17 protein-coding genes are annotated in these 26,092 nt (G+C 59.3%); 11 read left to right on the forward strand and 6 right to left on the reverse strand.

The features are described from left to right. Positions 1 to 46 precede the first annotated feature (46 nt). Positions 47 to 934 (forward strand): YghX family hydrolase, encoded by an 888-nt coding sequence (yghX, locus tag Q6A51_RS08935; protein WP_201017024.1) that lies wholly within the window; start codon positions 47 to 49, stop codon positions 932 to 934. Positions 935 to 1,058: 124 nt separating this feature from the next. Here yghX and ydiJ read toward each other — a convergent pair whose 3' ends face one another. After that, positions 1,059 to 4,142, reverse strand: coding sequence for a D-2-hydroxyglutarate dehydrogenase YdiJ (gene ydiJ / locus Q6A51_RS08940; RefSeq protein WP_304574604.1), 3,084 nt, complete (start codon positions 4,140 to 4,142; stop codon positions 1,059 to 1,061). 167 nt (positions 4,143 to 4,309) lie between these two features. Between ydiJ and Q6A51_RS08945 the strand changes: the two genes are divergently transcribed. The 9 genes from Q6A51_RS08945 (at position 4,310) to Q6A51_RS08985 (ending at position 19,336) form a co-directional block, all read left to right on the forward strand. Then, positions 4,310 to 5,215 carry a LysR substrate-binding domain-containing protein gene (locus Q6A51_RS08945; protein WP_304574605.1) on the forward strand — a complete coding sequence of 302 codons (906 nt, stop codon included), beginning with the start codon at positions 4,310 to 4,312 and terminating at the stop codon, positions 5,213 to 5,215. Between the two features lie 12 nt (positions 5,216 to 5,227). Next, a complete protein-coding gene (locus Q6A51_RS08950; protein ID WP_201000492.1) occupies positions 5,228 to 6,124 on the forward strand; it encodes a LysR substrate-binding domain-containing protein in 897 nt (298 codons plus the stop codon). A 186-nt stretch (positions 6,125 to 6,310) separates the two neighbouring features. Next, on the forward strand, positions 6,311 to 7,621 hold the full coding sequence (locus tag Q6A51_RS08955) for an MFS transporter (RefSeq protein ID WP_201017020.1): 1,311 nt from the start codon (positions 6,311 to 6,313) through the stop codon (positions 7,619 to 7,621). Beyond that, on the forward strand, positions 7,618 to 8,880 hold the full coding sequence (locus tag Q6A51_RS08960; RefSeq protein WP_201000490.1) for a metal-dependent hydrolase family protein: 1,263 nt from the start codon (positions 7,618 to 7,620) through the stop codon (positions 8,878 to 8,880). The genes Q6A51_RS08955 and Q6A51_RS08960 overlap by 4 nt, the downstream gene beginning before the upstream one ends. A gap of 173 nt (positions 8,881 to 9,053) precedes the next feature. After that, positions 9,054 to 9,407, forward strand: a complete 354-nt coding sequence (locus tag Q6A51_RS08965) for a hypothetical protein (RefSeq protein WP_201017018.1) — start codon at positions 9,054 to 9,056, stop codon at positions 9,405 to 9,407. Positions 9,408 to 9,482: 75 nt separating this feature from the next. Beyond that, on the forward strand, positions 9,483 to 13,559 hold the full coding sequence (locus Q6A51_RS08970) for a DUF6603 domain-containing protein (RefSeq protein ID WP_304574606.1): 4,077 nt from the start codon (positions 9,483 to 9,485) through the stop codon (positions 13,557 to 13,559). Positions 13,560 to 13,620: 61 nt separating this feature from the next. Further along, entirely contained in the window at positions 13,621 to 14,988 is a 1,368-nt protein-coding gene (locus Q6A51_RS08975) for a hypothetical protein (protein WP_201017016.1), read from the forward strand. Between the two features lie 2 nt (positions 14,989 to 14,990). After that, on the forward strand, positions 14,991 to 15,848 hold the full coding sequence (locus Q6A51_RS08980) for a hypothetical protein (protein WP_304574607.1): 858 nt from the start codon (positions 14,991 to 14,993) through the stop codon (positions 15,846 to 15,848). Further along, positions 15,845 to 19,336 (forward strand): hypothetical protein, encoded by a 3,492-nt coding sequence (locus Q6A51_RS08985; protein WP_304574608.1) that lies wholly within the window; start codon positions 15,845 to 15,847, stop codon positions 19,334 to 19,336. Before Q6A51_RS08980 ends, Q6A51_RS08985 begins: the two co-directional genes overlap by 4 nt. A 32-nt stretch (positions 19,337 to 19,368) precedes the next feature. Here Q6A51_RS08985 and Q6A51_RS08990 read toward each other — a convergent pair whose 3' ends face one another. From Q6A51_RS08990 to Q6A51_RS09010, 5 genes are all read right to left on the reverse strand, one after another. Further along, positions 19,369 to 20,268: a polysaccharide deacetylase family protein gene (locus tag Q6A51_RS08990; RefSeq protein ID WP_201017013.1), complete on the reverse strand. Its 900-nt coding sequence runs from the start codon at positions 20,266 to 20,268 to the stop codon at positions 19,369 to 19,371. A 194-nt stretch (positions 20,269 to 20,462) separates the two neighbouring features. After that, positions 20,463 to 21,314: an urea carboxylase-associated family protein gene (locus tag Q6A51_RS08995; protein WP_201017012.1), complete on the reverse strand. Its 852-nt coding sequence runs from the start codon at positions 21,312 to 21,314 to the stop codon at positions 20,463 to 20,465. 100 nt (positions 21,315 to 21,414) lie between these two features. Further along, on the reverse strand, positions 21,415 to 22,095 hold the full coding sequence (locus Q6A51_RS09000) for a hypothetical protein (RefSeq protein ID WP_304574609.1): 681 nt from the start codon (positions 22,093 to 22,095) through the stop codon (positions 21,415 to 21,417). A 445-nt stretch (positions 22,096 to 22,540) separates the two neighbouring features. Next, positions 22,541 to 24,166 (reverse strand): methyl-accepting chemotaxis protein, encoded by a 1,626-nt coding sequence (locus Q6A51_RS09005; protein WP_304574610.1) that lies wholly within the window; start codon positions 24,164 to 24,166, stop codon positions 22,541 to 22,543. Positions 24,167 to 24,401: 235 nt separating this feature from the next. Next, positions 24,402 to 25,481, reverse strand: coding sequence for a polyamine ABC transporter substrate-binding protein (locus Q6A51_RS09010; protein WP_304574611.1), 1,080 nt, complete (start codon positions 25,479 to 25,481; stop codon positions 24,402 to 24,404). A 335-nt stretch (positions 25,482 to 25,816) separates the two neighbouring features. On the opposite strand from Q6A51_RS09010, the gene Q6A51_RS09015 reads away from it, so the two are divergent. Further along, a complete protein-coding gene (locus Q6A51_RS09015) occupies positions 25,817 to 26,074 on the forward strand; it encodes a DUF1652 domain-containing protein (RefSeq protein WP_201017008.1) in 258 nt (85 codons plus the stop codon). The last annotated feature ends 18 nt before the right edge of the window (positions 26,075 to 26,092 follow it).

Raw genomic sequence — 26,092 nt, forward strand, 5'->3', positions numbered from 1 at the left:
AAGCTGCTTTAATAGACAACCCAATGATCTGACAGGAAGCATGCCGATGGATCGTCTCACCGCTAAAGACTTTGCCCCTGAACTGCTTGAGCTATACGACTACTACGCACACGGCAAGATCAACAGACGAGAATTTCTTGACCGTGCCGCCCTGTTCACTCTGGGAGGCATGACCGCCACAGCCCTTCTGGCCTCGTTGAGCCCGAACTATGCGCTGGCCGAACAAGTGGCCTTTACCGACCCGGATATCATTGCCGAATACGTCAATTACCCTTCACCCAAGGGGCATGGGCAGGTGCGTGGTTATCTGGTGCGTCCGGCGAAAGCCAGCGGCAAGCTGCCTGCGATAGTGGTCGCCCATGAAAACCGAGGGCTCAACCCTTATATCGAAGATGTCGCCCGGCGCGTAGCCAAGGCAGGTTTCATCGCGCTGGCACCCGACGGTCTGTCCTCGGTGGGCGGTTATCCAGGCAACGATGACAAGGGCCGCGAGCTTCAACAGAAAGTCGATCCTGAAAAACTCATGAACGACTTCTTCGCGGCTATCGAATGGCTGATGAAGCATGACGCAAGCACCGGAAAGGTCGGCATCACCGGCTTCTGCTATGGCGGAGGCGTCGCCAATGCTGCGGCCGTGGCTTATCCAGAGCTGGGAGCAGCGGTTTCCTTTTATGGCCGCCAGCCCAAGTCCGAAGACGTCGTGCGAATCAAGGCTCCGATCATGATTCATTACGGCGAGCTGGATACGCGCATCAACGAAGGCTGGCCCGCTTATGAAGCGGCATTGAAAGCCGCTGGCACGAATTACGAAACCTATATCTATCCCGGCGCCAACCACGGCTTCCACAACGACTCCACACCACGATACGACGAAGCCGCCGCCAATCTGGCCTGGGACAGGACCGTGGGATGGTTTAGGCGCTATCTGGTTTGAGGCCATTCGCGAAGAAGGCGTACATGCCATTTGTGGGAGGGGCCTTGGCCGCGACGACCAGTGAGAAGGCAACACATTTTCAGCGCCTTCATACTGCTGTCGCGGCCAAGGCCCCTCCCACGGATCACCTGTTTTTTGAAATCACCGTCTCTTGACTGACAGGCATTACTCCTACATGAGCCAGCAATATCTGTAACGGATGCTGCACCACTTGCCCGTCCTGGCGCTTGACCTGACTGCGGCAGGAGTAGCCATCGGCAACCAGCCGCCCCTCGCCGTTATGGCGGGCCACCAACGGTTGCCAGGACTGGCTGTATATGGTGTCCGAATGCTTGGCATTGCGGGTTTCGTGGCCGTAGGTACCTGACATGCCGCAGCAACCACTGGCCAGCACTTCAAGCTTGAGGCCGGTGCGAGCAAAGGCTTTCTGCCACAGAGCAACGCTGCCCGGCTCGTTGGTTTTCTCGGTGCAGTGCGGCAGGAAGTAATAGGTTTCGCCCGACTGAACCTGCCCGGACTCTTCCAACTGAGCAGCCAGCCACTCTTGTGGCAGCAACACCGTGGGCACGTTTTCGCTGCCCAGTGTCTTGCTGTATTCCTGCCGGTAAACCAGCGTCATGGCCGGATCAAGCCCTACCAGCGGAATGCCATAAGCCTCAAGTTTGCGCAGCGATTGGCTGTTGAAACTGGCAGCTTTCTCGAAGGCCGCCAGGAAACCTTGCACTTGCAGCGGCTTGCCGTTTGGTGCAAATGGCGCGAGGTAAACCTGATAACCCAGACGCGAAATCAGCTCCAGCCAGTCAGCCGCCAGATGGGTCTCGAAGTAACGAGTGAAAGCGTCCTGAACGAGGATCACCGTACGCTTGCGTTCCTGTTCAGACAGCGCAGCCAGACGCTCCGGCGTAGCGATGCCGACATTCCAGCGGGCACAGGCGGCACGAAAATCCATCAGGCTCAGCAAGGGGCTGTCCACCATGCCCGCCACATGTTCAAGCAGGTAACGAACCGGTTTGGCAGCCATTATGGCGTTGTAGAACTTCGGGAAGCGGGCCAGATACGGAATGCTGAACTCCAGCGAGCCGATCAGGTAATCCTTCAGCGGACGCAGGTAGCGGCTGTGGTAAAGCTCCAGGAAACGCGAGCGGAACTCCGGCACATTGACCTTGACCGGACACTGCCCTGCACAGGATTTACAGGCCAGGCAACCGGCCATGGCGTCATAGACTTCATGGGAAAAGTCTTGCTGCCCGCGCAGCCTGCCCAGAGTGTTGGCGGTCTTGCTGACCAGACTCTTGATGACATTGGCAGAACGGGCACGGGCGCTGGCGGTCAGCACATCGATATTCTGTTCACCTTGCAGGCGCAGCCATTCACGGACCAGCGAGGCCCTGCCCTTTGGTGAATGAATGCGGTTGCGTGTGGCTTTCCAGGACGGACACATGGCGTCGTCGGCATCGTAGTTGTAGCAGGCACCGTTGCCGTTACAGTGCACGGCGCTTTCGTAGCTCTGCCAGACACGCTCGTCGATACCGCGATCCAGATCGCCCCTTAATTTCACTTCATCTACCAGCGTCAATCTGGCGGCTGGGACGGTCGCGGGCGTCGCGATCTTGCCGGGGTTGAGCTGGTTGAACGGGTCGAAAGCGGCCTTCAGGGCCTGAAGCGCCGGGTACAACTCACCGAAGTATTCCGGCACATATTGCGAACGCAGGCCTTTGCCGTGTTCGCCCCAGAGCAAGCCGCCATAACGTTTGGTGAGTGCTGCGACCGCATCGGAAATCGGGCGTACCAACGCGGCCTGCGCCGGGTCTTTCATGTCCAGGATCGGCCGCACGTGCAGCACGCCGGCGTCCACATGGCCAAACATGCCGTATTGCAGGTTGTAGCTGTCCAGCAATGCGCGGAATTCCTGAATGTAATCGGCAAGGTTCTCAGGCGGCACAGCGGTGTCTTCGACAAAAGGCTGAGGTCTGGCCTCGCCCTTGACGTTGCCCAGCAGGCCTACCGAGCGCTTGCGCATGGCGTAGACCCGATTGACCGCTGCGCTGCCCACCGCCAGCGTGTGCCCCAGCCGAACCACCGAGGTGTCGCTCTGCAAATGCTCCACGAACGCATGGACACGCTGCTCCACTTCGCTGGCTTCGTCGCCGCAGAACTCGATCAGGTTGATCCCAAGCGTCGGGGTATCCGGGTCCTGAGGAAAGTATTCGGCAACGCCATGCCAGACGATGTCCTGCATGGCGAGCATCAAGACCTTGGAGTCCACGGTTTCGATGGACAGCGGCTTGAGCGCCATGAGTGCCTTGGCGTCACGCAAGGCATCCATGAAACCGGCATAACGCACGTTGACCAGAATCGAATGCTTGGGAATCGGCAGCACATTGAGCTTGGCTTCGACGATAAAGCCCAGCGAACCTTCCGAGCCGCACAGCACGCTATTGAGGTTGAAACGGCCGTCGGTCTCGCGCAGGTGAGCCAGGTCGTAACCGGTCAGACAGCGATTGAGCGGCGGAAAGACGTCCTTGATCAACTGCGCCTGGGTATCGGCAATTTCGCGGGCACAGCGATAGGCGTCCCCTGCCCGGTCGGTCCGGGCCTGCTCAGACTCCAGTTGATCGGACCCCATGGCCAGGCTGTGTATGCGCGAGCCACCGAGCAGTACTGTCGACAGCTCAAGTACGTGGTCGCGGGTCTTGCCGTAGGTGCAACTGCCCTGTCCGCTGGCATCGGTATTGATCATGCCGCCGACCGTTGCACGGTTGGAGGTGGACAGCTCCGGGGCGAAGAACAGCCCGTGAGGCTTGAGTGCTGCGTTGAGCTGGTCCTTGACCACGCCGGTCTGCACGCGAACCCAGCGCTCCTCGACGTTGATTTCCAGAATCCTGTTCATGTGCCGCGAGAGGTCGACCACCACGCCATCGGTGAGCGATTGCCCGTTGGTTCCGGTACCACCGCCCCGTGGCGTCAGTACGACCTGTTTGTGCTCGGCACGTCCGGCCAGTCGCGCCAGAGTCTCGACATCGGCACTGTCGAGAGGAAACACTGCGGCCTGGGGCATGCGCTGATAGATCGAGTTATCGGTGGCCAGAACGGTTCGCGAGCCATGATCCCTTGCGATTTCGCCTCGAAACCCCTCCTGCGCCAGGGCATTGAGGAAACGGTCATAGTGATCGACCTGCGCGGAGGTCGGTTTCAAGAGGGCAATCATGGTGGCTTCCTGACAGGCTAGGCTTTTTATATGCAAACTTTTATAGGTAAAGCACGTATGCTTCAGAGCGCTCTGAAACCAGGCTTTATCAACGGTTACGCTGATTTTCAGGCTTGATGACCAAGAGAGCAAATGTAAAACCTGTAGTTTTTCCATGAGCTTTATGAATGAACCCGAGAAGACTCACGCCTTCGATGTCGCTGCTTATCGCTTTTGAGGCAGCGGCGCGTCATGTCAGCTTCACCAAGGCTGCCGATGAACTGGCTCTGACCCAAAGCGCCGTCAGTCGCCAGGTGCAGGCCCTTGAAGCACAACTGGAAGTCGAGTTGTTCAAGCGTGATGGCCGACGTATCGAACTGACCACGGCGGGCGCGCTGTATCAGCATGAACTGGCGGCAGCCCTTGGGCGAATCCGCAGTGCAACGCTGCAGACCATCGCCCACAAATCCGAAGGCGGAACCCTGCACCTCGCCGTTCTGCCGACCTTCGGCTCCAAGTGGCTGCTGCCACGCATGCATGACTTTTACACCCGACATCCGGGCCATGTGGTGCATATCCACTCGCGCATCGTGCATGCCGACCTGATGCCTGCGGCCAGCGACATGAACGCGATCATCTGTGCAGGCACAGGCAATTGGCCGGGCTATATCGCCCATCCGCTGATTGCGGAAAAACTGGTGCTTATCGCCAGCCCTTCGGCACTGGCTGGCCATGAGTCCATGACGCCAGGCCAGATTGCCCAGCACTCGCTGCTGAGCGTGGTTTCGCGGCCCAACGCCTGGTCCGACTGGTTCGACAGAAACCAGCTCGATCACCACATCATGCGCCCCGGCCCAAGTTTCGAGCTGACTGCGCATCTGATTCAGGCCGTGGCCGCGGGCATCGGCGTGGCTCTGGTGCCGCGTATTCTGGTGCAGGATGAAATCAACAGCGGCGAGCTGGTCACGCTGTTCGAGCCGATGGACAGTGGCCGCAATTACTATCTGGTGTACGCAACACGTTTCCAGAACCTGCCAGCGCTCTGTGTGTTCCGCGACTGGCTGCTGTCGACACCGTTCCCGGACGGTTTGTAATACGGAGTCTCTGTGCGTATAGAACCCCTTCCGCCACTGCAGAACCTGATTGCTTTTGAAGCCACCGTTCGCCATGGCAGCTTCACCCGGGCAGCCGCCGAGTTGCACCTGACCCAAAGCGCAATCAGCCGACAAGTCGCGCAGTTGGAAGACTTTCTGGGTCGGGCGCTGTTTCGTCGCGAGCACAAGCGCATTCATCTGACCGTGGCGGGGCAAATCTATGCCGAGGAAATTCATCGGATACTGACTCAGTGCGCCGAAGCTACGGCTCAGGTCATTACCCACAGCGGTGAACAGCAATTGACGCTGGCCTGCTCCAGCGGTGTGGCGGCGCTGTGGCTTGGCCCTTTGCTGGGTCGTTACAAGGATGAATTCCCGGCAGTGGACATACGCCTGCGCGTGGTCGATGGGCTGGACTCTCTGGTTCGGGCGGAGTTTGATCTGGCACTGTACTTCCTGCGCGAGCAATCACCTCCCGGCCTGGACAGCCGCCTGCTGTTTGCCGAATCGGTGAACGCCTATTGCTCACCGGACTATCTGAACGGACAGACGCTTGAGCCGGTGCAATTACTCGACCATTGCCTGCTGATGCTCGAAGACGGCCAGCGCCAGTGGTTGTCGTGGAACGACTGGTTCGGTCGCCAGGGTGTAGATGCTTCGCTGATCCACCAGCGCATGACCGTGAATCTCTACCCGGTGCTCGTGGATCTGGCCATCGCCGGTCATGGCATTGTGCTGGGCTGGCGACCGATGATTGATCGCCATGTGCAATCCGGTGCCCTGGTGCCTGCATGCAACTCGGATATCGGTGCCATCGGCGGCTATTACCTGCTCACCCCCAGCGGCAAGATTCCAAGACGCGCCGCCCGTGCCTTCGAGAAATGGCTGACCAATGAGATTGCGAGCTGACACGCGGTTACTTGCATGCGCAATACGCATGCAAACCTGCGTAATGATCGCTTTCTCAAATCCAGGCCGAAGCCTAATCTCGAACGCAACCGGGCATTAGATCCGAATAATGTTTCAACTTTTCAACTCTGCCCCCTTATAAATGCAGGGTTGCTTCCTGCATGTCTTGCATGCAGGAGTCAAAAAGTGAGCACTGAACACGCCTCTCCATCACGCACCCACAATCAAAAGGCGCGTCGTGCCGTTATCGCCACGGTCATCGGCAATGGCCTGGAATGGTTCGACTTCACGGTCTACAGCTTCTTTTCCGTCATCATCGCCAAGGTGTTCTTTCCCACCGGCAATGAGCTGACTTCCTACCTTCTGGCCCTGGCAACCTTCGGCGTCGGCTTCTTCATGCGCCCGGTGGGTGGCATCGTGCTGGGCATCTATGGCGACAAGCACGGGCGCAAGGCGGCACTCTCGCTGACTATCCTGCTCATGGCCCTTGGCACACTGATCATCGCCATCACCCCCAGCTATGCGCAGATAGGCCTGATGGCGCCGGTACTGATTGTGCTGGCGCGCCTGCTGCAAGGCTTCTCGGCCGGAGGTGAAATGGGCAGCGCCACGGCATTCCTGACCGAGCACGCCCCCGAAGGCAAGAAAGCCTTCTACTCCAGCTGGATTCAAGCCAGCATTGGCGTGGCGGTATTGCTCGGCTCCGCGCTGGGTGCCGTCCTGTCCAGCTACCTGACCCAGGCACAACTGGAAAGCTGGGGCTGGCGGGTGCCCTTTCTGATTGGCACCCTGATCGGCCCGGTGGGTTTCTATATTCGTAGCCGCGTCGATGAGACGCCTGTCTACAGCGCCAGCAAACCTGTCGAGTCGCCCCTGCGTGAAGTCTTTCGCACTTACCCACGCCAGACCCTGATCAGTTTCTCGCTGGTCGTGCTCTGGACAGTCTGTACCTACGCCGTCCTGTTCTACATTCCTTCCTACGCCCAACGGGTGCTCGGCCTGCCTTCATGGATGGGATTCAGTGCGGGCATGATGGGCGGCGCTGTGTTGATCGTGGCAACGCCAATAGTCGGGGCGCTTGCTGATCGTTATGGTCGTCGGCCATGGCTCCTGGGGTCGGCAGTGGCTATTTTCTTCAGCGCCTACCCGATGTTTCTTTTCATCAACCAGATGCCGGGGCTGTTTTCGCTGCTGGTATTTGAAGTGGTGCTCGGCCTGCTGATTTCGGGTTACATCGGTTCGATCCTCGCCGCCTTCGGCGAGCTGCTACCAAGCCACGTGCTCTCGACCGGCTTGTCAGTGGCCTACAACTTCGCCGTAACGATCTTCGGCGGCTTCGCCACATTCACCATCACCTGGCTGATCGCCTCGACCGGCAGCAACGTTGCCCCCGCGTTCTACATCATGTTTGCAGCACTCATCAGCGGCACCGGCGCGATGCTCTATCGCGACCGGAAGCACGTATCACATCGTCCCCTGACTGGAGCCCTTCAATGAATCACACTGACTCTTCCCGCCTGATACTGCGCAACGGTCGCTTGCTTGATCTTCAGTTGGGTCAATTGATTGCCGGTCAGGAAGTCGTGATCGAGGGCGAGCGTATTGTCGCCGTACGCCCTGCCGGCGAACCCGCCGAAGCCGGGGCCAGGATTATCGACCTGGGTGGCAAGACGCTGATGCCCGGCCTCATCGACTGCCATGTTCACGTTCTGGCCTCCAATGCCAACCTGGGTTTCAATGCCCTGCAACCCAACGCCATCATCATGTATCGCGCACTGCCGATCCTGGCAGCCATGCTGCAACGCGGTTTCACCACCGTGCGTGATGCCGGCGGTGCCGACTGGGCATTGGCCCGTTCCATCCAGTTGGGGCTTATCCCCGGCCCGAAGATCTTTGCGTCGGGCAAGGCCTTGTCGCAGACAGGCGGCCACGGCGACATGCGCGCCCGTGGCGAACTTCTGCTGAATGAACCCTGCTCCTGCTGCTTCCGCGCCGGGGCTATCGCTCGTGTGGTGGATGGGGTCGACAATGTGCGCCTGGCGGTTCGCGAAGAACTGCAACAAGGCGCGAACCAGATAAAGATCATGGCTTCAGGGGGCGTTTCCTCACCCACCGACCCGATTGCCAATACCCAATACAGCGAAGCCGAAATACGCGCCATCGTCGACGAGGCCGAAGCCGCCAACACTTATGTAATGGCTCACGCTTACACAGCACGCGCCATTCGCCGGGCCATCGAATGCGGCGTGCGCACCATCGAGCACGGCAATCTGGTGGATGCCGACACCGCCCGCCTGATGGCAGAAAAAGGTGCGTTTGCAGTACCGACTCAAGTGACCTATGAAATGCTCGCCCAGTACGGGGAACGCTTCGGATTGCCAGCAGACTCGGTCGCCAAGATCGAAGACGTGCGTCAGGCCGGACGCAATGCCCTGCTGCTGTTCGCCGAAGCGGGCGTGCCCATGGGCTACGGCTCGGACCTGCTCGGCGAAATGCATGAGTACCAGAGCCATGAGCTGAAAATTCGGGCCGAACTGCTGGGCAATCTTGCAGCCCTGCGCAGCGCCACCAGCGTGGCAGCACAGATTCTTCAGCGCGAGGGTGAACTGGGCTGCATCGCACCCGGCGCACTGGCCGACCTGCTGGTCGTGGACGGCGACCCGCTGACCGATATTGATTGTCTGGTAGGTCAAGGCGAGCGTCTGGCGATGATCTTGCAGAATGGTCATATCCGGAAAAATACGCTGGAGCAGTGACCGGTTACAAAATCTGACGTGGGAAGCTGTCGGGTACGACTCGATATCGAGTCGTACAAACAAGGCCCTCACAAGCGTCCGCCCGCAAACCATGCCGCCCGATATCGCTCTTTCACCTGAACAGGAAATTACGCATAATGGCTATATAACATCAATCTCACAAGGAGTGCGCAATGAAGATATCGATCAACCTCCGTCTGTCCCTCGGTGAGGACCATTACGACGTCAAGCTGGATCTCCCCGGCAGCACCCCAACAGTCGATAGTCCTTTCTTGTTCGGGGTCGAACAGTTCAAGTTCAAGGCGAAGGACGCCACCAAGCCGGATGAAAAGGAAACTGTCGACGAAAGCAGCATCGACAAACTGCTACAGGTTGCCATTGGTGACAAGAACCATCTCTACGTGGCGGTCAAGCCACCCACGTCGCTGATTGAGGCCGCCGGAGTCCACAACGTGGTACAAAACCTTGAGGTACTGGTCTCTGAAGGCGAATATGTTCCTAATGAACGCAGGTTCAACACAAAATAGATACAGCACTCCTGACATCAGCCGCAACAGAACTGCTCGCAACACCCAGCCTTCGGAACACTGGCGGCATACGCAATGAACGCAAAAGACCTGCTCGCACAACTGCGGCAAGGATTTCCCGAGGCGCAACGATCGGGCGTACTGAACACCTCGAAACTGCCGGGCACGCCCTGCGACGCGGTCTTCACACCGCTCGGTCTGCCTTTACTATTGACGCTGCACAGCAAGCAGGGCTGGATCGAAAGTGATCAGGCCTTCGTCCTGCGCGGATACGCAGAGGAGACATTGCTGGGCGTGAAAAAGCCCTCGGTGTTTCTGCGCGTGCAGCCAGACGGCGAAAGGTGCAAGGTGCTGCTGGGTATCAACCTGCCGGTGAACTGGCAGTTCATTGATGCCTTCCCGAACGCTCCCTATCCGATTCTCGCTACCCTAGCCTGCCGCAGCCTGCTGATCGCCAGCAGCGACATCAGCGCTCCGCTCGGCTGGTTGCACCAGGTCAGCGAGATACGTCCCGCTGACGAGCAACCTGCGGTGGATGGCAAGCTCCTCAGTGCCGGACAAGGTGCCAGCCTGTTCGGCTGGGACAGCGCCGCCAGCGACCTGATCGGCGTAGACACCCTGTTGACGCTGCTCCAGAAACCCACTCTGAAAGTTGCCATCTCCATGGGGCTGGCGGGCTCTGCACCGACAAATCCCCTGCATGAGAACGCTGCTCTGGTTGACGGCAACCTGCCGGCACAGTACCGCAATGGCTCCAGGCTGCTGCGGCGCAACGAAACCTTTTGTGGTTTCAACCGGGAAAGCCACAGTGTGAGCTACGCCTATCTGTCGCTGCATGCCGTTGGCGACAAGGGCCTGGATATCTGCCCCGGGCTGATCAACCTCAGCGATGTGCAACTGCGCTTCAGTACTCTGCGGCCAAAGGACCGGAACAGTATCCTGTCTTTCGCTCTCCAGGGCGTGTTCACCCTGGGCGGGCTGCCATTGCTGGTCAAGGGGCACCTGCCAGGCAAGATCCTCAGTGGTGGCCTTGATCCGGCCAGGCCAGCACCGTCGCTGACGACCTTCGTGAAAGAGGTCTTCAAGCACGATCTTCCGGGAGAGATGACCATCGAGCGCCTGGAGTTCTGGGCCAAGACCGAACAGTCCTTGTACGGTGCGGCGCTGAGCATCGAGGGTGACTGCAGGTTCGACATCGGCCATGAACGTTTCCTCGCTTTCCATCGCCTGGAAATGAGCATGCAGCGTGACCTGCAAGGGTTCACAGGTGGACTGGCGGGCGGCTTCCGCATCAATGAATACAACGAATTCAATATCGCAATCGATCTGGCCAGTGAAACCAGGAAAGTTACCGGCGACTGGGCCAACCACGACAGTCCGCCCGCTTTGAATGACCTTCTGCGCGCCCTGCACCTGCCACAGATAGGCGAGTTGCCCGCAGGCCTGCAACTGCACCTGAGCAAAGCCGGCTTCACTTTCCTGGCGGAGTCCGATGCGTTGTCTTTCGCCCTTGAGTTCACGGCGCTGCTGACCACTGCGCAGGATCCGACCGGCAGTCGCAGCAGCGAGTCGGTACTGGTGGCCGGACGCCGGTCGAAGGACGATCCATGGGGATACCTGTATGCCATGGACCTTGACCTCAAGCTGGAACTGGGCCTGGACAGCATTCCCCTGGCGGGCAAGCTGGTGCCCGCCGGCAGCGACCGCCTCGGCATCGAGCGCGTGCGTCTGATCGCGGCGAGCAAGGTCTTGCCGCCTATCCCTGCAGGCAGCACGCTGGACAAGCTGTCCGGGCTATCGTTCGATGGCGGCCTGTCCCTGGCGGTGGACCTGAAGGTGGGCAGCGAGCCGAGCAAAACCCTGATGGCACGCTTCGGCGGCAAAGCGAAAGCCCCCCAGGAGGCAGGGCCAATCAAGCCCGTCAAGCCAGCAGCACCAGTCAAACCAGACGCGCAAGAAGATGCCGCACCGGAACTCCCGGAGGATGAAGAACAACCAAGCGCCGACAAGGTCGCCTGGATCAAGATAAAACGCGCCCTCGGCCCCTTGCGCCTTCAGCGCATCGGCTTGAGCATGACCGACAGCGGTGCCGTTGCCGTGTTGCTCGATGCCGGCCTCGATACTCGTGGTCTGAGCATCATGCTCAACGGGCTGCAAGCGAACATTCCCCTGCTGGGTGCCGCCGGAAAGCTGGAATTCGGCCTAGCAGGGCTGGCCGTGCAATACCGCAGCAAGGCGCTGAGCATCGGCGGTGCCCTGGGTCGCTTCGGGACCCGGGAAAAGCCGACCTACGATGGCCAACTGACGGTCAGCGCCGGACGCTTCGGTGCCACGGCACTGGGTAGCTACACCACCGGGACGGACAATCGACCGTCCTTCACGGCCTTCACCTTCATCGACGTGCCGCTGGGTGGCCCACCGTGTTTCTTCGTCACCGGCCTGGCCGCCGGGGTCGGTTTCAACCGTGCGCTACGCCTGCCGGAGGTGGACAAGGTCGGGCAATTCCCGCTGATCCAGGCGGCGATGGGCAATATGACCGAGCTGCAGGCAAAGGCTGACCTCGGCAAGTACATCGAGCCCGCGGCCGATCAGGACTGGTTCGCCGCCGGAGTACGCTTCAGTTCGTTCAAGATGATCGAAAGCTTTGCCTTGCTGACCCTGTCCTTCGGGGCACGCAGCGAAGTCGCCCTGCTCGGCCAGAGCACCCTGAGCCTGCCTCCCTCCACGGCGGCGAAACCGGCGTTGACGATGGTACACGCCGAGTTGCTGCTCAAGGCCAGCCTGCAACTGGAGGAAGGTTTGCTGGCAGTGAATGCGCAGTTGTCGTCCACCTCATGGGTGTTCAGTCGCGATGCGCGGCTGACCGGCGGCTTCGCCTTCTACCTGTGGTTCGGCAACAGCCCCTATGCCGGTGACTTCGTCGTCACCCTGGGCGGCTACCATCCACAGTTCAAGGTGCCGGCGCACTATCCGCAGGTCCCGCGCCTGGGCCTGAACTGGCGGGTTTCGGACCAGCTGACGATCAAGGGCGAGCTGTACTTCGCGCTGACGCCCTCGGTGATCATGGCCGGCGGCCTGCTCGATGCCACCTGGCAGAGCAGCGGCGTGCAAGCCTGGTTCCAGATACAGACCAACTTCCTGATCCGCTTCAAACCGTTCACTTACCGAATCAGCGCCACTGTCAGCATCGGTGTCTCGGTCAAGGTCGATCTGTGGCTGAGCTCCTACACCCTCAATGCGCGGGTCAACGCCAATCTTGACCTGTGGGGTCCTGACTTCGGTGGCCTGGCGCTGGTCGACCTGTCGGTGGTGTCCTTCACCATCGACTTCGGTGCCCAGAAACGTCCCGGCAATACACCAATCGACTGGGGGGAGTTTCGCGAGTCGTTCCTTCCGGCCCCCACCGTTCTTAAACCCGACAAGCCAGCCCCCACGCAGAGCCCGCTGATCGGTATCAGCGCACCGAGTGGGCTGCTCGGCACCGTCGAGCTAAAAAACACCGTCACGCAAGAAAGCAAGTTGTTATGGAAGGTCGACCCCGCCAATCTGCGCCTGGTACTAAGTAACCCGGTGCCGGTTACCCATGTGAGCGGTCCCCTGGCACCGGCACAAGGCAACTGGAATCGCAGCCTGGGCGTGGCCCCCATGGACAAACCACAGGGGTCGCTGACCAGTACGTTATGCCTGAGCATCAAACGCACCGATGAACAGGATGGCGGTAACTGGAGCAGCCAGGCCCTGCTCGGTAACGTACCTGCTGGCCTTTGGGGCAATGGGAGTGCCACCCTGCAAGGTTCGGCGATGCTTGCCAACGCCCTGACCGGCCTTGATCTGCTCCCCGCGCAGCGTATCGCGCAAGGTGGCCTGAGCATCCTGATCAGCAACCTCCAGGCGCCCACGTCGATACCACTTAAAATCACGTGTTCGGACAGCAAACCCGACAATGCTCCCTATGAATCGGGCAATACCCTGGCACAGCTAGGCGAATCCCTGAGCAGTCCGCAGTCTAGCAAGGCGCGCAACGACATCCTTGCTGCACTGCAGCGGCAGCAAAAGACCACCGCCACCACTCTCGACCTGAGCAAGACCTCCAGCGACGCGCCCTCCATTTTCCGCGTGGCACCGCACCTGTGTTCACTGGGGGCCGAATGAAACAACGCTTCCCTCGCTTCGACTACACCGCCGTCGGCGGTATCCCAAGGAATCCGCCAGCGTGCCGTTGACTCCCCCCGAACGCCTTCTCCACCAGGATCCGGGCAACCAGTCCCTGACCTTCATCCCCTGCCTGTTGCCGCCACTAGCCAGCGGCGAATACTGCATCAGTGCCAGCCAGACCGTAGAAATCGGTGGCGTGGAGCAGGACACCTTCAAGTCGACCCAGGGCTTCGTGGTTCTGGGAGAACGCTATCGTCTACCCCCGACATTCCTAAACAGCCAGTCACCGCAAAATGGCGCTCGCGGTGATTTCTCTCGACAGTTGCCCCACGTGGTGCTGAACACTGCCACCCTGCCCTGGCAGCGCTCGCCCTCCGTAAAACCGACCGCTGAGGACGAGCCCCCGCCAAGCTGGCTGGCCGTGCTGCTGTTCGATGAAAACGATCCACCACCTGCCCCGCAGCAACTGACCGTGGCCAATCTGCTTGGCAAAGACACACTGTTCTTTCCCCAGCGCAGCGAGGAACCCGGAGAGCTGGGCACAGACCCGGTCACGGTGATCGATGTGGATATCGATCTGTTCAACGCCATCGCCCCATCGCTCAACGATTTGCGCTGGAACGCCCATGTGCGTCGTGTCGCCCCCCAGGCCAAGGCCAGCCTCGACGGCAGCCTGCCACCGCTCGACTATGCGGTGGTGGTTGGCAATCGCCTGCCTGCCCCCGGGCACTCCTCGGTAGCGCATCTGGTGTCGCTGGAGAATTTCGCCACCTACTTGCCGGGGGACGAGGGTGAGCCGTCCAAGGCATTACCGGACGGCACACGCACCGTCCGCCTGGTGAGCCTGGCCAACTGGACCTTCAATTGTCGCGACGGGCAGCAGGACTTTACCCAGCTGTTCAGAGCCCTTGAACCCGCAGCGCTGCGCATGCCCTGGAACAAGGCCAGCGCACAGGACGCTGGCGGCGACAAGCAGGTCGAGAATGCCTTCGGCCTCGGCTACAGCGCGATGAACCATGCTTTGCGTAACGGTGAGCAGAGCGTGTCCTGGTACCGTGGCCCGTTGTTGCCGGTCAGCACCACAGCCATGCCGAAACCCTCGGCCAGCCATCCCGACGAACTGCTGCGCTACGACCCGGCCAGCGGTATGTTCGATGTCAGCTACAGCGCCGCCTGGCAGCTCGGGCGGCTGCTGGCCCTGCAGAACAGCAGTTTCGCAAGCGCCCTGTACCGCTGGAAGCTCGGCCACACTCAGCAACAGCTGCAAGCCTGGGAAAACAACGATCTGGATGCGGCACTGGCAGATCTGTCATCGAGCGGAGCGCCGGGGCAAACCACCGAGAGCCGTGTCGAACAGGTATTGTCCAACCTGCTCAAGAAAGCCGTCGATGAACTGGGCAAATCCATCGGTACGGGGAAAAACTGAGCATGGCACGACAATTCGGCACACGGATAACCCTGGATGAGATGGCGCAGCGCTTGCGAGTCCCCGTCGCACCACCCATCGTCACCTGGGACAGCAACGATACCGACGCAGGACTGATCCACGCCTGGTTGAGCGACTTGCAGATGCTCAAGGGCGTACCGTTCAACTACCTGGTGGCGGACATGGCTATGCTGCCGGCCGAGTCCCTGCGCTTTTTTCAGGTCGACAAGGGCTGGCTCACAGCCCTGCTTGACGGAGCGCTCAGCATCGGCAGTACAACCGTCGATTCGCAAGCCGCACAGCAAGCCTGCAACGCGCTGCGCGCCGCCGCCGAGGAAGCGGTGCAAAGCTGCGAGATGCGCCAGGAGCTGCACGCCGAAGCCGTACCCGAAGTCCAATGCCAGCCCGTGGCAACCGGCGACAAGCTAAGTGGCTTTCTGCTGCGCTCGAACCTGCTGGCTGCCTGGCCGGGCCTGGAGGTCCAAGGCTTCACTGACACCGCGGCGCTGTCCATCGTGCGCATGGAACTGCTGGCTCCAGGCCTGCTGCTGTGCCTGTTCAATGATCGACTGACCCGAGTGCGCTTCACGCTGCCTGCCGAGGCCAGTCATTTTGGTGTGAGCAACGCAGGAAACAAGGGCTTCGACAAGGCCCTGCGCACTCTCGGCAACGATCCCGGCAAACTCACCGAACTGACCACCGTGGTCAGCCCGCGCGCCAACGGCCGCCGGGTCATACCGTTGGCGCGTCTGGCCGCCAGCATGGGCGAAGCGCTGCACACCCCCCTCGACGCAGCCGGCTTCGCCCTGCAGATGGTTGAAAGTGCCGATGCCGTGGACTTCACCTGGAGCGTGCCATGAGCGATGACATCCTGATCGCCAACCTCGATATCGCCGCCCTGGCCGTAGGCAAGGGCGATATCGAAGCCGGTGCTCTTGCGCTGCCCGCCATGGCTGACTTCTCGCGTTTGCCCCACAAGGGCAATCCAGCGCCCTACATCAGCCAGACCGTGCTCGGCGGCAGCTCACCCTTTGCCGAAGGTAAGCCGTTGAAGGCCGGTATCCATCTGCACTGGAGCCTGCCGCGACAACTGACCCGCGGCGGGAGCACGGCTCAGGGCCTGAAGTTCCCTCCCGTGCCGGATCGCTGGCTGGTGACCCGCATGCTGCGGTACGACAACGACAAGATGCTCCTGAAAAGCTGGGTAGTGGAAAGCGACCGCCTCAGCGACACTGCCAATCCCGAGTCACCGACCATCCTCTTCGAGAACAAGCAGAAGCAGCCACAGATGGCCTGGATCGGCCAAGTGTTCGACGCAGAAATCTGGCAGGAAGTCCTTGACGCTGACGGAGTCCAGCGCGCGCCACGACCGTTCACCGCGCTCGGTTATGGCGAGCCGTCCTTTGCCGCCTTCTACCCCAATTGCATGTCGGTATTCGGTTTCCACGATACGCTGACCGACCTCCCGAACCCGCAGGAGCGAGTTCGGATCAGCTATCAGGTCAGTGGGTGGTATGCCCGGGAGAGCGAAGATCCACTGCACCAGGCAACGGCCGAGATATTAGCCGACTGGAAGGTGCCGGCGGGCAGCCAGCCAGGACGGCTGATCTGCGCTGGCATGCTGGACGACATCGCCTGGCAGGCCAGCGCTCGCTACCTCGATACGCCACCGCAGGACTTGACCGTGGCCATCGCCGGCACCTCGCGTGAGGCGTTGTCGGCGCTGCTGGCCAAAGGGTCGGACGTAAACAATGCCGAGGCCCTGTTCAACGCCCTGCAGTTCGGTCGGCTGTCCGATGCTGACAGTGACACTGGTTCCGGCCGCGAATTCGAGCAGGAGGTGCATGACGCAGGGTTTGCCACCCTTTCCGGAGGCAACTCATGGAGTGTCGAACGGCAAGACCAGCGCCTGAGCAGCGATACGCCGGAACTGCCAGCCGACCAGGCGTTACTGCTGGCAAAACTGAACGAGCTGCAAGGCACGTTGAACGAGGGCGATCACAAACGCAGAGCGCTGCAGGCGCAACTGTTCCTCGACTGGCAGAAATACCAGATCCTGCTGCATGACCCTGCACAAGTGACGCCCGGCCTGCAACTTGACCGGGAGGACATGCGCAAATGGCTGCTGGCGCGCAGTGCCGACATCATGGCGCTGCTTTCCGACCTGGCCGCTCAGCGCTTGGCTATCAAGCAGTTGGAACAGCAACTGTGTAAGAAACTGGCCACTGACTGCACTCTGCGCGAAACCACCGGCGCACCGCGTTTCTACCAGCCGACCGAGCCGATATTGCTGCTCGCTGGCAAAGATGTCGTGCCACCGGCCCGGCACGAACCGGATCGCATCAAGGGCAATGCCGACGAATGCAGGCTGGGCAGTCAGATCCGCAGTTTCAGCATAGTGAGCCTTGCACCAAGAGCCCATTTCAGGTGGGACAGTGCCAACATTTCATTGCTGCAACTACACGCACAGTTGCCATTGACTCCCGCGCTGAAAGCACTGGTGGCGGAGGCGCTAATTCTCAGCAAGAACCTGTTACCACAACTGAAGACGCTGCCAAGCCGTACGATGCCTGTGACGGTCGAGTACCAGGGGCTGGAGCCTGGACCAGGCTATTACCAGGCATGGAGCACCCCCTGGCTGCCCTTCCTGCTGCAATACGAAATCGAACTCTGCGCCCTGGGCGACGGTAATGCGTCCACCGGCTATCCAGAGGACTTCATCCAGAAGCATTTCCGCTTCGGTTTCGATGCCTTCGACCTTGAGCCTTCCAGCAGCGTAGTGGGCATGAAACGCACTCTCAAGGGCAGCACCCTGCTGGCCGCCGACGCCACCTTGGGTCTCACCCGGGAAATCGAGCGTTATGCAAAGCAGCGCGGTGGCGATAACCAGGCCCTGCGCGACTTGCTGAAAAACATCGAGAACCTGCCCCTGCTCGCGCAGAATCTCACGGGCCTCAACGACGCCTTGCTCATGCAGCGCGCAGCCCTGCAACTGACGGTGGACGATCCACTGGCAGCCCATGCACAGGCCGATCTGATCAAGGCAGTGAGCAAAGCTGTCGGCGGGCGAACCCGCTTCACTCCCGTTGCCGACGCCAGCTACACCCCGCTGCGCGCTGAACTGCTGCGTATCCGCCGTTTGCGCCTGGTGGATGTTTTCGGTCGCTTCAAGGACTATTCGGCACCCGAAGTGCGGGTAGCCAAGGGTATGCAGCCTCCACCCGGCTTGCGCCAGGACGGCAGCGCCCTGCTTGCCCCACGCCTCGCCCAGCCCGCGCGCCTGCAGTTCCGCTGGCGTTCCGCCATCAACCTTATTCGGGAAAGTGACGATAGCATCGACAGTGGGCCGATACTGGGCTGGGTCATCCCCAATCATCTCGAACGCGCTCTGATGCTACATGCTGCCAATGGCCGGCCACTGGGCAAACTGGCTCTGGTGGACGACAAGGTGCACTGGAGTTGCGCACCACTAGGCGGATTTTTCTATGGCACGCCCCTGGACGACGTATTCGTCGGCCAGCCCGCGGACTTCTCGCGCTTCGCCAAGGCCATGTACAGCAACACCGACAAGGGTGTCCTCGAACATTTCCTGGCCCCCGTCGACTTTGCCCTGCGCTACTGCCTGCCGGACCAGTTCGCCGAAACCGCCGAGCACGTCGTGCTGAGCGGGCAGCCGCTGGTTCTGGCTCGTGCCAGCCTGGCCTTGGAGCTGCTTGGCCCGCCTGCGCGAAACCAGGCCTGGAACGCCCTGGCGAAATCCCTGAAGGACCCGAAAACGCTCAACGAAGGAGGCTTGACCAAGGTTCGCTTCCCGGTCCGCCTGGGTGCCCTGAACAAGCTGGATGACACTCTCGTGGGCTACTGGATCAATCCGCAGGATGCCGCGGACTACCAGAACTTCAAGGCCATCTACCATCCCGCCGTTTCGGGCGATGACCGTGAGACGGACGATCATCTGAACGTCACCGCCGATGGCCAGGCGCAGGATCTGGTCCTGCTACTCGACCCACGCGGCAGCGTACACGCTAGTTGCGGCATCCTGCCGGCTAAGACCATCGACATTCCGTCCAGGCACTACGCAAGCGCACTCGCCTCGCTCGACGTAACCTTCGACTGCCTGCCGGTACTGACTGGCAGCGACTCTGCTGCCCCCGCGTCGATGGTCCTGCCGCGGGTCGCCAAGGGTGAATGGCACTGGATCAGCACAGCCGGGAAAGACTGGCACAGCCAGGCACCGAGCGACATCAACGGCACCAGGGTCAACCTCGACTATGGCCATCAAAATATCGCCGAGGGCTGGCTGAGCGTGCGGCGCGATGGACCGGAGAAACCAGTCCATGAAGAATGATTTCGCTTAGGGCCAGGCTTTGTATGAAAAACCTAATGTGAGTTTTGATCCCAGAGCCAGTTCCATATGCCCGGCAAGCGCACGCTCTCATCGCTGCTCTTGACCGTACGGGCCAGCGCAGCGCGCTTCAACTGCGCGCTGTCGTCGTAGAAAGGCTTTTCAGCCAGGGTCACGCCGGTTTCATGGGCGCTGTCGACCAATATCTGCAGGTATTCGCGAGCGTGTCGGGCGGTGTAGCGGTTCAGGTCATGAAAGGTGACGACAACCGGTATGACGCCATCGACAGTCGGAAGCTCGGCGGCCGCGATGCGCTCACGCACTTCCGATAGTTGCCGGACCATATTGGAGCGGCGGCGCAGGCTGAAGTTGTAGCCCCATATCTTGCCGTCGTTGGCACTCAGGTCGGTCAGCAGCACATGCAGGCCATGCTGCTGATAGGCCGCAAAGGTGCGTTTGTCATAGTTCCAGAATGGCGGACGCAACAGCACCGTCGGTGTGCCCGTGATGCCGGCAATGATCGCACTGCCCTCTGTCAGTGATTGTTCAAGCTCTTCGGGATTCAGCGAGCGGTGATTGGTGTGATGTGGGGTGCTGGTATGAAAACCCAGCACATGCCCTTCCTCATGCTGACGCTGCATGATTGCCCGCCCTTGCTCACTGCCGCCTGCGCCGCTGGAACCTGTCTGAACGAAGAACACGGCCTTGATATCCGGTTGCAGCGGATTACGGGCCAGGCTGTCGAGCACCGTGAGCGTCGGATTGTAGAAGCTCGATGCACTTGGGCCGTCGTCAAAGGTCAGCAGAAACCGGACGGGCGCTTGCTGATGCAGCCGCTCGACAGTCTGTGGCGTAAGAGGAACAGGGTTGGCGATGCAGCCCGAAAGGCCAAGCACGACAACAAGTACCGACAAGGTACGAAACACAGAGCACATGGGTAAGTTCGAGTCCGGATAGCCAGCGGTGATGCATCGGTCAGATGCCCGGCCATTCCTCCGTGATCGGCTCATGCGCGGGACATTCGGCCCTTCGCGCCCCTGTACTGCGCTGAGATGAGTACAGGGGCTCACACATTATCCGGGCTCAAACCGTAAAGCCATGGGTAAACGATGAACTTGATGGCCTGCGGCTACTTTTCCCACTCTGCGGGCGCAATCTTCAGCCCATGCAAGCCGTCGTAGCTTGCCCGCTGAGGTGGCGTCCAGCCTTCGAGCAGCGAGTCTTCCAGGCTGTAGATTTCCACGCCCAAAGGCCGGCAGACGGACAACGGGTCCTGAGCGTCCGGCCCCCACATTGGCAATGACAGGTCACCGCCGGGGCAAGTGGACAAGGCACACAGCAAGTCGATTTCCGCGAAGAACTCCAGATAATCTCCCTGTCGGGCCGGACAAGCCTTCATGAAATACATGTCGTCATGATTGAGCCCCGTGCACTGGAAGATATTGAGCACGTCATGGACATCGAACTCGGTCAGGCCATGAGGCAATACGGCGCGGGTCAGGTTCGAGTGGCAGTGATGATGAAAGTCTTCGCCGGTCAGCATCTTGTTTACGTAGGGATCGCAGCGGGTGCCGAGCAGGTCATGCAGGCGCCCGCCATGTTCGTCGATGCCGTAACTGGCCAGGCTGTCGTCGGTGATGGTCACCATCGGACGCAGGAATGGCAGGTTCGACCAGAGCCTGTCGTGAGTCGTGACATGAGCCCCCTGCAACTGGCGAGTACGGGAAGCCCACATGCGCTCGCGAGGATCATCGGCACTCCAGACATTGAAGTCGCCGACCTGCGGCCCCACCGGCGTGGTGACACGAAACACCTGCCCCGCCTTGACCTTCCAGGCCCGCCCGGTACGAATCGGCACCTCGAACTTCTCGATCAGCGTACGCTGATCGACGCTGGCACGTATGCGTTCGTAAAACGGCTTGTCCACTTGCAGCGCAGCACCTTTGCTGACCTGATAAGCGGCTGGGTAGTCTTTGTACATGCGCTGTTCCTCGGCCATGGGCAATGGCCACAGATAACAGACTTCCCGGCCATACCGTCAAGCCAGCATGACGCGCACAGGCATGAATGGGCGGTTTCGATCAGGTCGGACAGGCGATGGTGCCATTATCGAGGCCTTGCCTGTGGTTCTCGTAGTCCAGCGTGGCTTTGCCATTGACCCATTTCAGGGTAATCACCAGCACCGAATCGAAGTCGTCGCCCGTCCAGTCGTCCAGCAGTTTCATTTTCTGGCCCGATGCTTCTTGGGCGACCTTGTTGATCAGTTCCGGCAGATAGCCGTGGGACCAGGCCGTGTAGATGACTGCGTTGTGATACTTGTCATGCATCAGTTCATCGGCCAGGGCACCGGTGTCATTGGCACCAAAGTCGATATTGACTGGCAGGCCCAACTTGATCGCGCTGGGTCCGACGGTCATCAAGGGCCGCAGGTAGCTGTAGGACAGATCACCTTCCCCCTCTTCCACATGACGGCTCGGGTTGGCGGCAAAGATGAAATCGGCCTTGCCATAAGTCCTGGGTAATAGCTCGGACAAATCGATGGCACGGTTCAAGCCTTGGCAATTCAACTGCCCAAGGCCCATGGAAGGCTTCTCTGCATGGCGCAGGAATACGAGGGTTTGCGTACCGTTTTTCGGCTCGGCTTGCACTCTGCTACCGATGGCAAACCAGAAAGCTACGCAAGCAATCAAAAGAGCAGGAAAAAAAAGCCAGGCGTAACGGCGATAGACGCGGCTGATCAAGTGGGTTCTGGAGATATTCATTGTCTGGAGTCCGGCACGTGTTAAGTAAAGTCAGCTTGTCGCTGATGCGAATGTGCCAGCCATGAGCGGGTTCGCAGCCCCCGTGAAATCCTTTGTGGATCAGTCGAATACGTACCCTTGATCACGTTTAAAGACTAATACCTATATGTTTCGATATGAAGAATTCGGATGATAGGAGTCCAAAAGTGCCTTCTTGTTGCATCGGGCAGGCAAAAACAGACAAGACGCGAGAGGACGGATAGCCAGGAAAAACCCTCTGGAAAGATTTAAAAGCTCACCAGAAGGTTAAAAACGAGGGATTTTTGCGCTAAATCAACAGATATTGGCAAAGTATTTGAAGGCGGAATTTTGTTTCAAAATTCGCGTTGCGGTGCATAAAACTCAATGTCTGGCCATTCAGAAGACTGAGGGAGACGGCTTGCAGCTTGCCGCCTCCCACTCACTTTCAGATCACAAACCGACCCACCATCGTATTCAAGCCTACAGCCAGTCGCGACAGTTCATGGCTGGCGGCACTGGTCTGGTTAGCGCCCGCGGCCGACTGATTGGCAAGGTCGCGAATGTTGACCAGATTGCGGTCAACCTCGCGGGAAACCTGAGCCTGTTCTTCGGACGCACTGGCGATCACCAGATTACGCTCGTTGATCTGCGAGATGGCATCCGTGATCATCTCCAGCGCATCGCCTGCGGCCTGAGCCAGGTCCAGCGTGGATCGAGTGCGGCCGGTATTGAGCGTCATGGACTCGACAGCCTGCCCCGTGCCGCTCTGGATACCCGCCACCATCTGCTCGATTTCCCGGGTAGACTGGGCGGTACGATGCGCCAGCGCCCGGACTTCATCGGCCACGACCGCGAAGCCTCTGCCCGCCTCGCCTGCCCGTGCGGCCTCGATTGCAGCATTGAGTGCCAACAGGTTGGTCTGCTCGGCAATGGCACGGATCACATCCAGCACCTTACCGATCTCACGACCTTGAGTGGCCAGCCCTTCAATCAGACTGGAGGTGCTCTGGACGTCACGGGTCATGACCTCTATGGCCTTGACCGTTTCCACAACCTTGTCACGCCCCAGACGTGCCGTTTCGTTGGACTGCTGCGAGGCCTGGGAGGTGGATACCGCATTGCGAGCCACCTCTTCGACTGCTGCGGTCATCTGGTTGACGGCAGTGGCAGCCTGCTCAAGCTCGTCGTTCTGCTGTTGCAGGCCGCGAGAGGACTCTTCAGTCACGGCGCTCAACTCTTCGGCAGCGGAAGCCAGTTGCGTCGCCGAGCCTGAAATCTGTTCGATGGTCTTGCGCAGGTTCTGCTGCATCAGCACCAGAGCTTCCAGCAAGCGTGCAGGCTCATCATTGCCGTCCACTTCGATATGCCGGGTCAGGTTGCCGTCGGAGATTTCCTGCGCTGCGCGTACCGCCCGACTCAATGGCATGACAATACTGCGGGTCAATAACCAGGCCAGTAGAACCGTCAAGGCAGCAGCCAGAATCGAAACCAGAATGATTGCTGTATTGGCATTATCGAAATGGAGGCTTGAGCGGTTGGATGCCTCCTGGGCCGATTTCTTATTGATAGTTATCAATTGATCAAGTTGCGAGGAGATCAGATCCGTACTGACTTTCATCTGGCCATTGATCAACGCTCTCAACTCTTCGAGTTTATTACTGCGCGACAGCATCATTGCCGTTTGTTGCACGTCCAGATAATCGGCCAGCACAGCCTGAAACTTTCTATATATATCTTTCTCCTCACCCTCCGCAGGCAAGGCTGCGTAGTTGGACTCCGCTTTTTTAAGCTTCTGGGTCAACAACTGGGCACGGGTTTCAGTTTCCTGTATCTGATCAGGCTCGCGGTTGATCACGTACCGGAACGCCATGATGCGTAACAGCAGCAGGTTCTCGTCCACTTCGCCCAGATAGGCGATGCTGGGAAGCATGTTGGTTTCCAGATCCGTGGTGGCCTGACGAATGATGGACATGCGATTGAGTGCAAAAATGCCCAGCCCTATTACCAGAATGGCAATAAAGGCAAAGCCCAGAAAAGCACGAGGCGCAATATTGATGCTTCGTAGTGACATGAACTGATTCTCTTGGGAAGTACAACCCGATGCGCTCCATGCATAACGAAACGAGAGAGTCAAAACTCTCGCCAATGGGAAGAGCAACGGCATTAAGCCTGTGCTCCATAAAGCGGTTATCGGTCAACCTTGAGAATAAATAGAGTCAAAAACAGAAAATATTTTCTGGCGTCAAAGTGACGACTTTCCGTTCGTTTTTATTGCCGTATTCAATGATCAATACAGTCTTTGATATTCACTTTCCTGCCTTGGTGTCCGCCCATATACGCGCACGCAGTTCTTCGATTTTCACCTGAACAGGTTCAAGCACGAACATCCGGCTGACCATGTCGGCATTTGGATAGACATTGGTATCGCCCCAAAGCGCCGGATTGATCAGGGCATCCGCCTTTTCATTGCCGTTCGCGTACTTGACCTCGTTGGTAATGTGGGCCATCACCTCCGGGCGCAGCAGGTAATTCATGAAGGCATACCCGGCCTTTTCATTGGGGGCATCGACAGGCATTGCGACCATATCGAACCACATTGGCGCCCCTTCCCTGGGCACGGTGTAACCGATCTGTATGCCGTTACCGGCTTTTTCCGCCAGATCCTGAGCCTGGGCAATATCGCCGGAAAAGCCCAGCGCCACGCAGATCTTGCCGCTGCCAAGGTCTGCAATGTATTTGACGGGGTCAAAATAGCGGACGTAAGGCCGGATGGCGCTCAATACAGTCGCAGCCTTTGCATAGTCTTCAGGCTGCTCGCTGTGGGCAGGCAGGCCAAGGTAGTTCAAGGTGATGGGCAGCACTTCGGGAGCATTATCCAGAATGGCGACGCCGCACTGCGCAAGCTTCTTCATGTTTTCGGGCTTGAAGATCAGGTCCCAGGAATCCAGCGGCGCATTGTCTCCGAGCAGGGCCTTGACCTTGGCGACGTCATAGCCGATGCCGGTACTGCCCCATAGATAGGGAAAACCATGCTGGTTGCCGGGATCGTTGACCTCCAGCGCCTTGAGCAATACCGGGTTCAGATTCTTCCAGTTAGGTAGCTGGCGCTTGTCCAGCACTTTCAAGGCGCCGCTGTCGATCTGCCGTGCCATGAAGTGTACGGACGGCACCACGACGTCATAGCCCGAATGGCGGGCCATGAGCCTGGCGTTCAGGACTTCATTGGTTTCGTAGGTCTGATAATCGGCCGTTATGCCGGTCGCCTCCTGAAAATTCCTGACGGTGTCGGGGGCGATGTAGTCGGTCCAGTTGTAAATATTGACCCTCTGCGCTGCATGGCTGGTGGAGGCCAGCAACATCAGTGCAGCAATGGATTTACTCAGCATCTGTCAACTCCCGGGGTCAATGGAACCAGCTTGCCCTAACCGGCGCGCGTATCTCAATAGATGGAGCAGACTGATTTAAGGATCAAACGATTTTGACGTACATCAAATAATTGAAAAAATTCGGGGAACACCTGAAAATATTTTCCAGATGTGTGCAGGCAGGTGCTATTTTTAGGTCTCGCCAGACCGTTCAGATCATCCCGCAGAAAAGCAGTACGATCACTCAGGATTGTGCACTGTTTGATCTCTCAGGCTTTTATCGGTCGCATCTCGACTGGTCTTCCTACCCATTGGGGCTGCAGGAATTGCTCGATTGAATCAGGTGGGCCGCTTCCATGAACAAAGTCACGTTCCCCAATGCATGCCAACTGATGCGCTGGCACTTTCATCCGGTTGGCTTTGAAGCCACCATGGATGCACCCAGCAGCATGATCGCCCGCCTGTTCGACCGGGCCAGCGGTGAAACGGTGGTCGCCATTGCCGGCCTGCCCTGCGCTACCGTCATGAACGCCACCGACGTAGAGCGGATCATCGAAGCCATCGAAGCCGAACTGGAGCTGTTCGGAGCCCATCAGTCAGTCGGCTTCATGTGAACCGGCGGGAGCTTTGGA

It is taken from the genome of Pseudomonas serbiensis (genome assembly GCF_030580745.1).
Taxonomy (GTDB): Bacteria; Pseudomonadota; Gammaproteobacteria; order Pseudomonadales; family Pseudomonadaceae; genus Aquipseudomonas; species Aquipseudomonas serbiensis.

What these genes read in the sequence shown, in the direction of transcription:
- yghX (WP_201017024.1), top strand. Translation starts at nt 47, where the DNA reads ATGGATCGTCTCACCGCTAAAGACTTTGCCCCTGAACTGCTTGAGCTA.
- ydiJ (WP_304574604.1), bottom strand. Translation starts at nt 4,142, where the DNA reads ATGATTGCCCTCTTGAAACCGACCTCCGCGCAGGTCGATCACTATGAC.
- Q6A51_RS08945 (WP_304574605.1), top strand. Translation starts at nt 4,310, where the DNA reads ATGAACCCGAGAAGACTCACGCCTTCGATGTCGCTGCTTATCGCTTTT.
- Q6A51_RS08960 (WP_201000490.1), top strand. Translation starts at nt 7,618, where the DNA reads ATGAATCACACTGACTCTTCCCGCCTGATACTGCGCAACGGTCGCTTG.
- Q6A51_RS08965 (WP_201017018.1), top strand. Translation starts at nt 9,054, where the DNA reads ATGAAGATATCGATCAACCTCCGTCTGTCCCTCGGTGAGGACCATTAC.
- Q6A51_RS08970 (WP_304574606.1), top strand. Translation starts at nt 9,483, where the DNA reads ATGAACGCAAAAGACCTGCTCGCACAACTGCGGCAAGGATTTCCCGAG.
- Q6A51_RS08980 (WP_304574607.1), top strand. Translation starts at nt 14,991, where the DNA reads ATGGCACGACAATTCGGCACACGGATAACCCTGGATGAGATGGCGCAG.
- Q6A51_RS08985 (WP_304574608.1), top strand. Translation starts at nt 15,845, where the DNA reads ATGAGCGATGACATCCTGATCGCCAACCTCGATATCGCCGCCCTGGCC.
- Q6A51_RS08990 (WP_201017013.1), bottom strand. Translation starts at nt 20,268, where the DNA reads ATGTGCTCTGTGTTTCGTACCTTGTCGGTACTTGTTGTCGTGCTTGGC.
- Q6A51_RS08995 (WP_201017012.1), bottom strand. Translation starts at nt 21,314, where the DNA reads ATGTACAAAGACTACCCAGCCGCTTATCAGGTCAGCAAAGGTGCTGCG.
- Q6A51_RS09000 (WP_304574609.1), bottom strand. Translation starts at nt 22,095, where the DNA reads ATGAATATCTCCAGAACCCACTTGATCAGCCGCGTCTATCGCCGTTAC.
- Q6A51_RS09005 (WP_304574610.1), bottom strand. Translation starts at nt 24,166, where the DNA reads ATGTCACTACGAAGCATCAATATTGCGCCTCGTGCTTTTCTGGGCTTT.
- Q6A51_RS09010 (WP_304574611.1), bottom strand. Translation starts at nt 25,481, where the DNA reads ATGCTGAGTAAATCCATTGCTGCACTGATGTTGCTGGCCTCCACCAGC.
- Q6A51_RS09015 (WP_201017008.1), top strand. Translation starts at nt 25,817, where the DNA reads ATGAACAAAGTCACGTTCCCCAATGCATGCCAACTGATGCGCTGGCAC.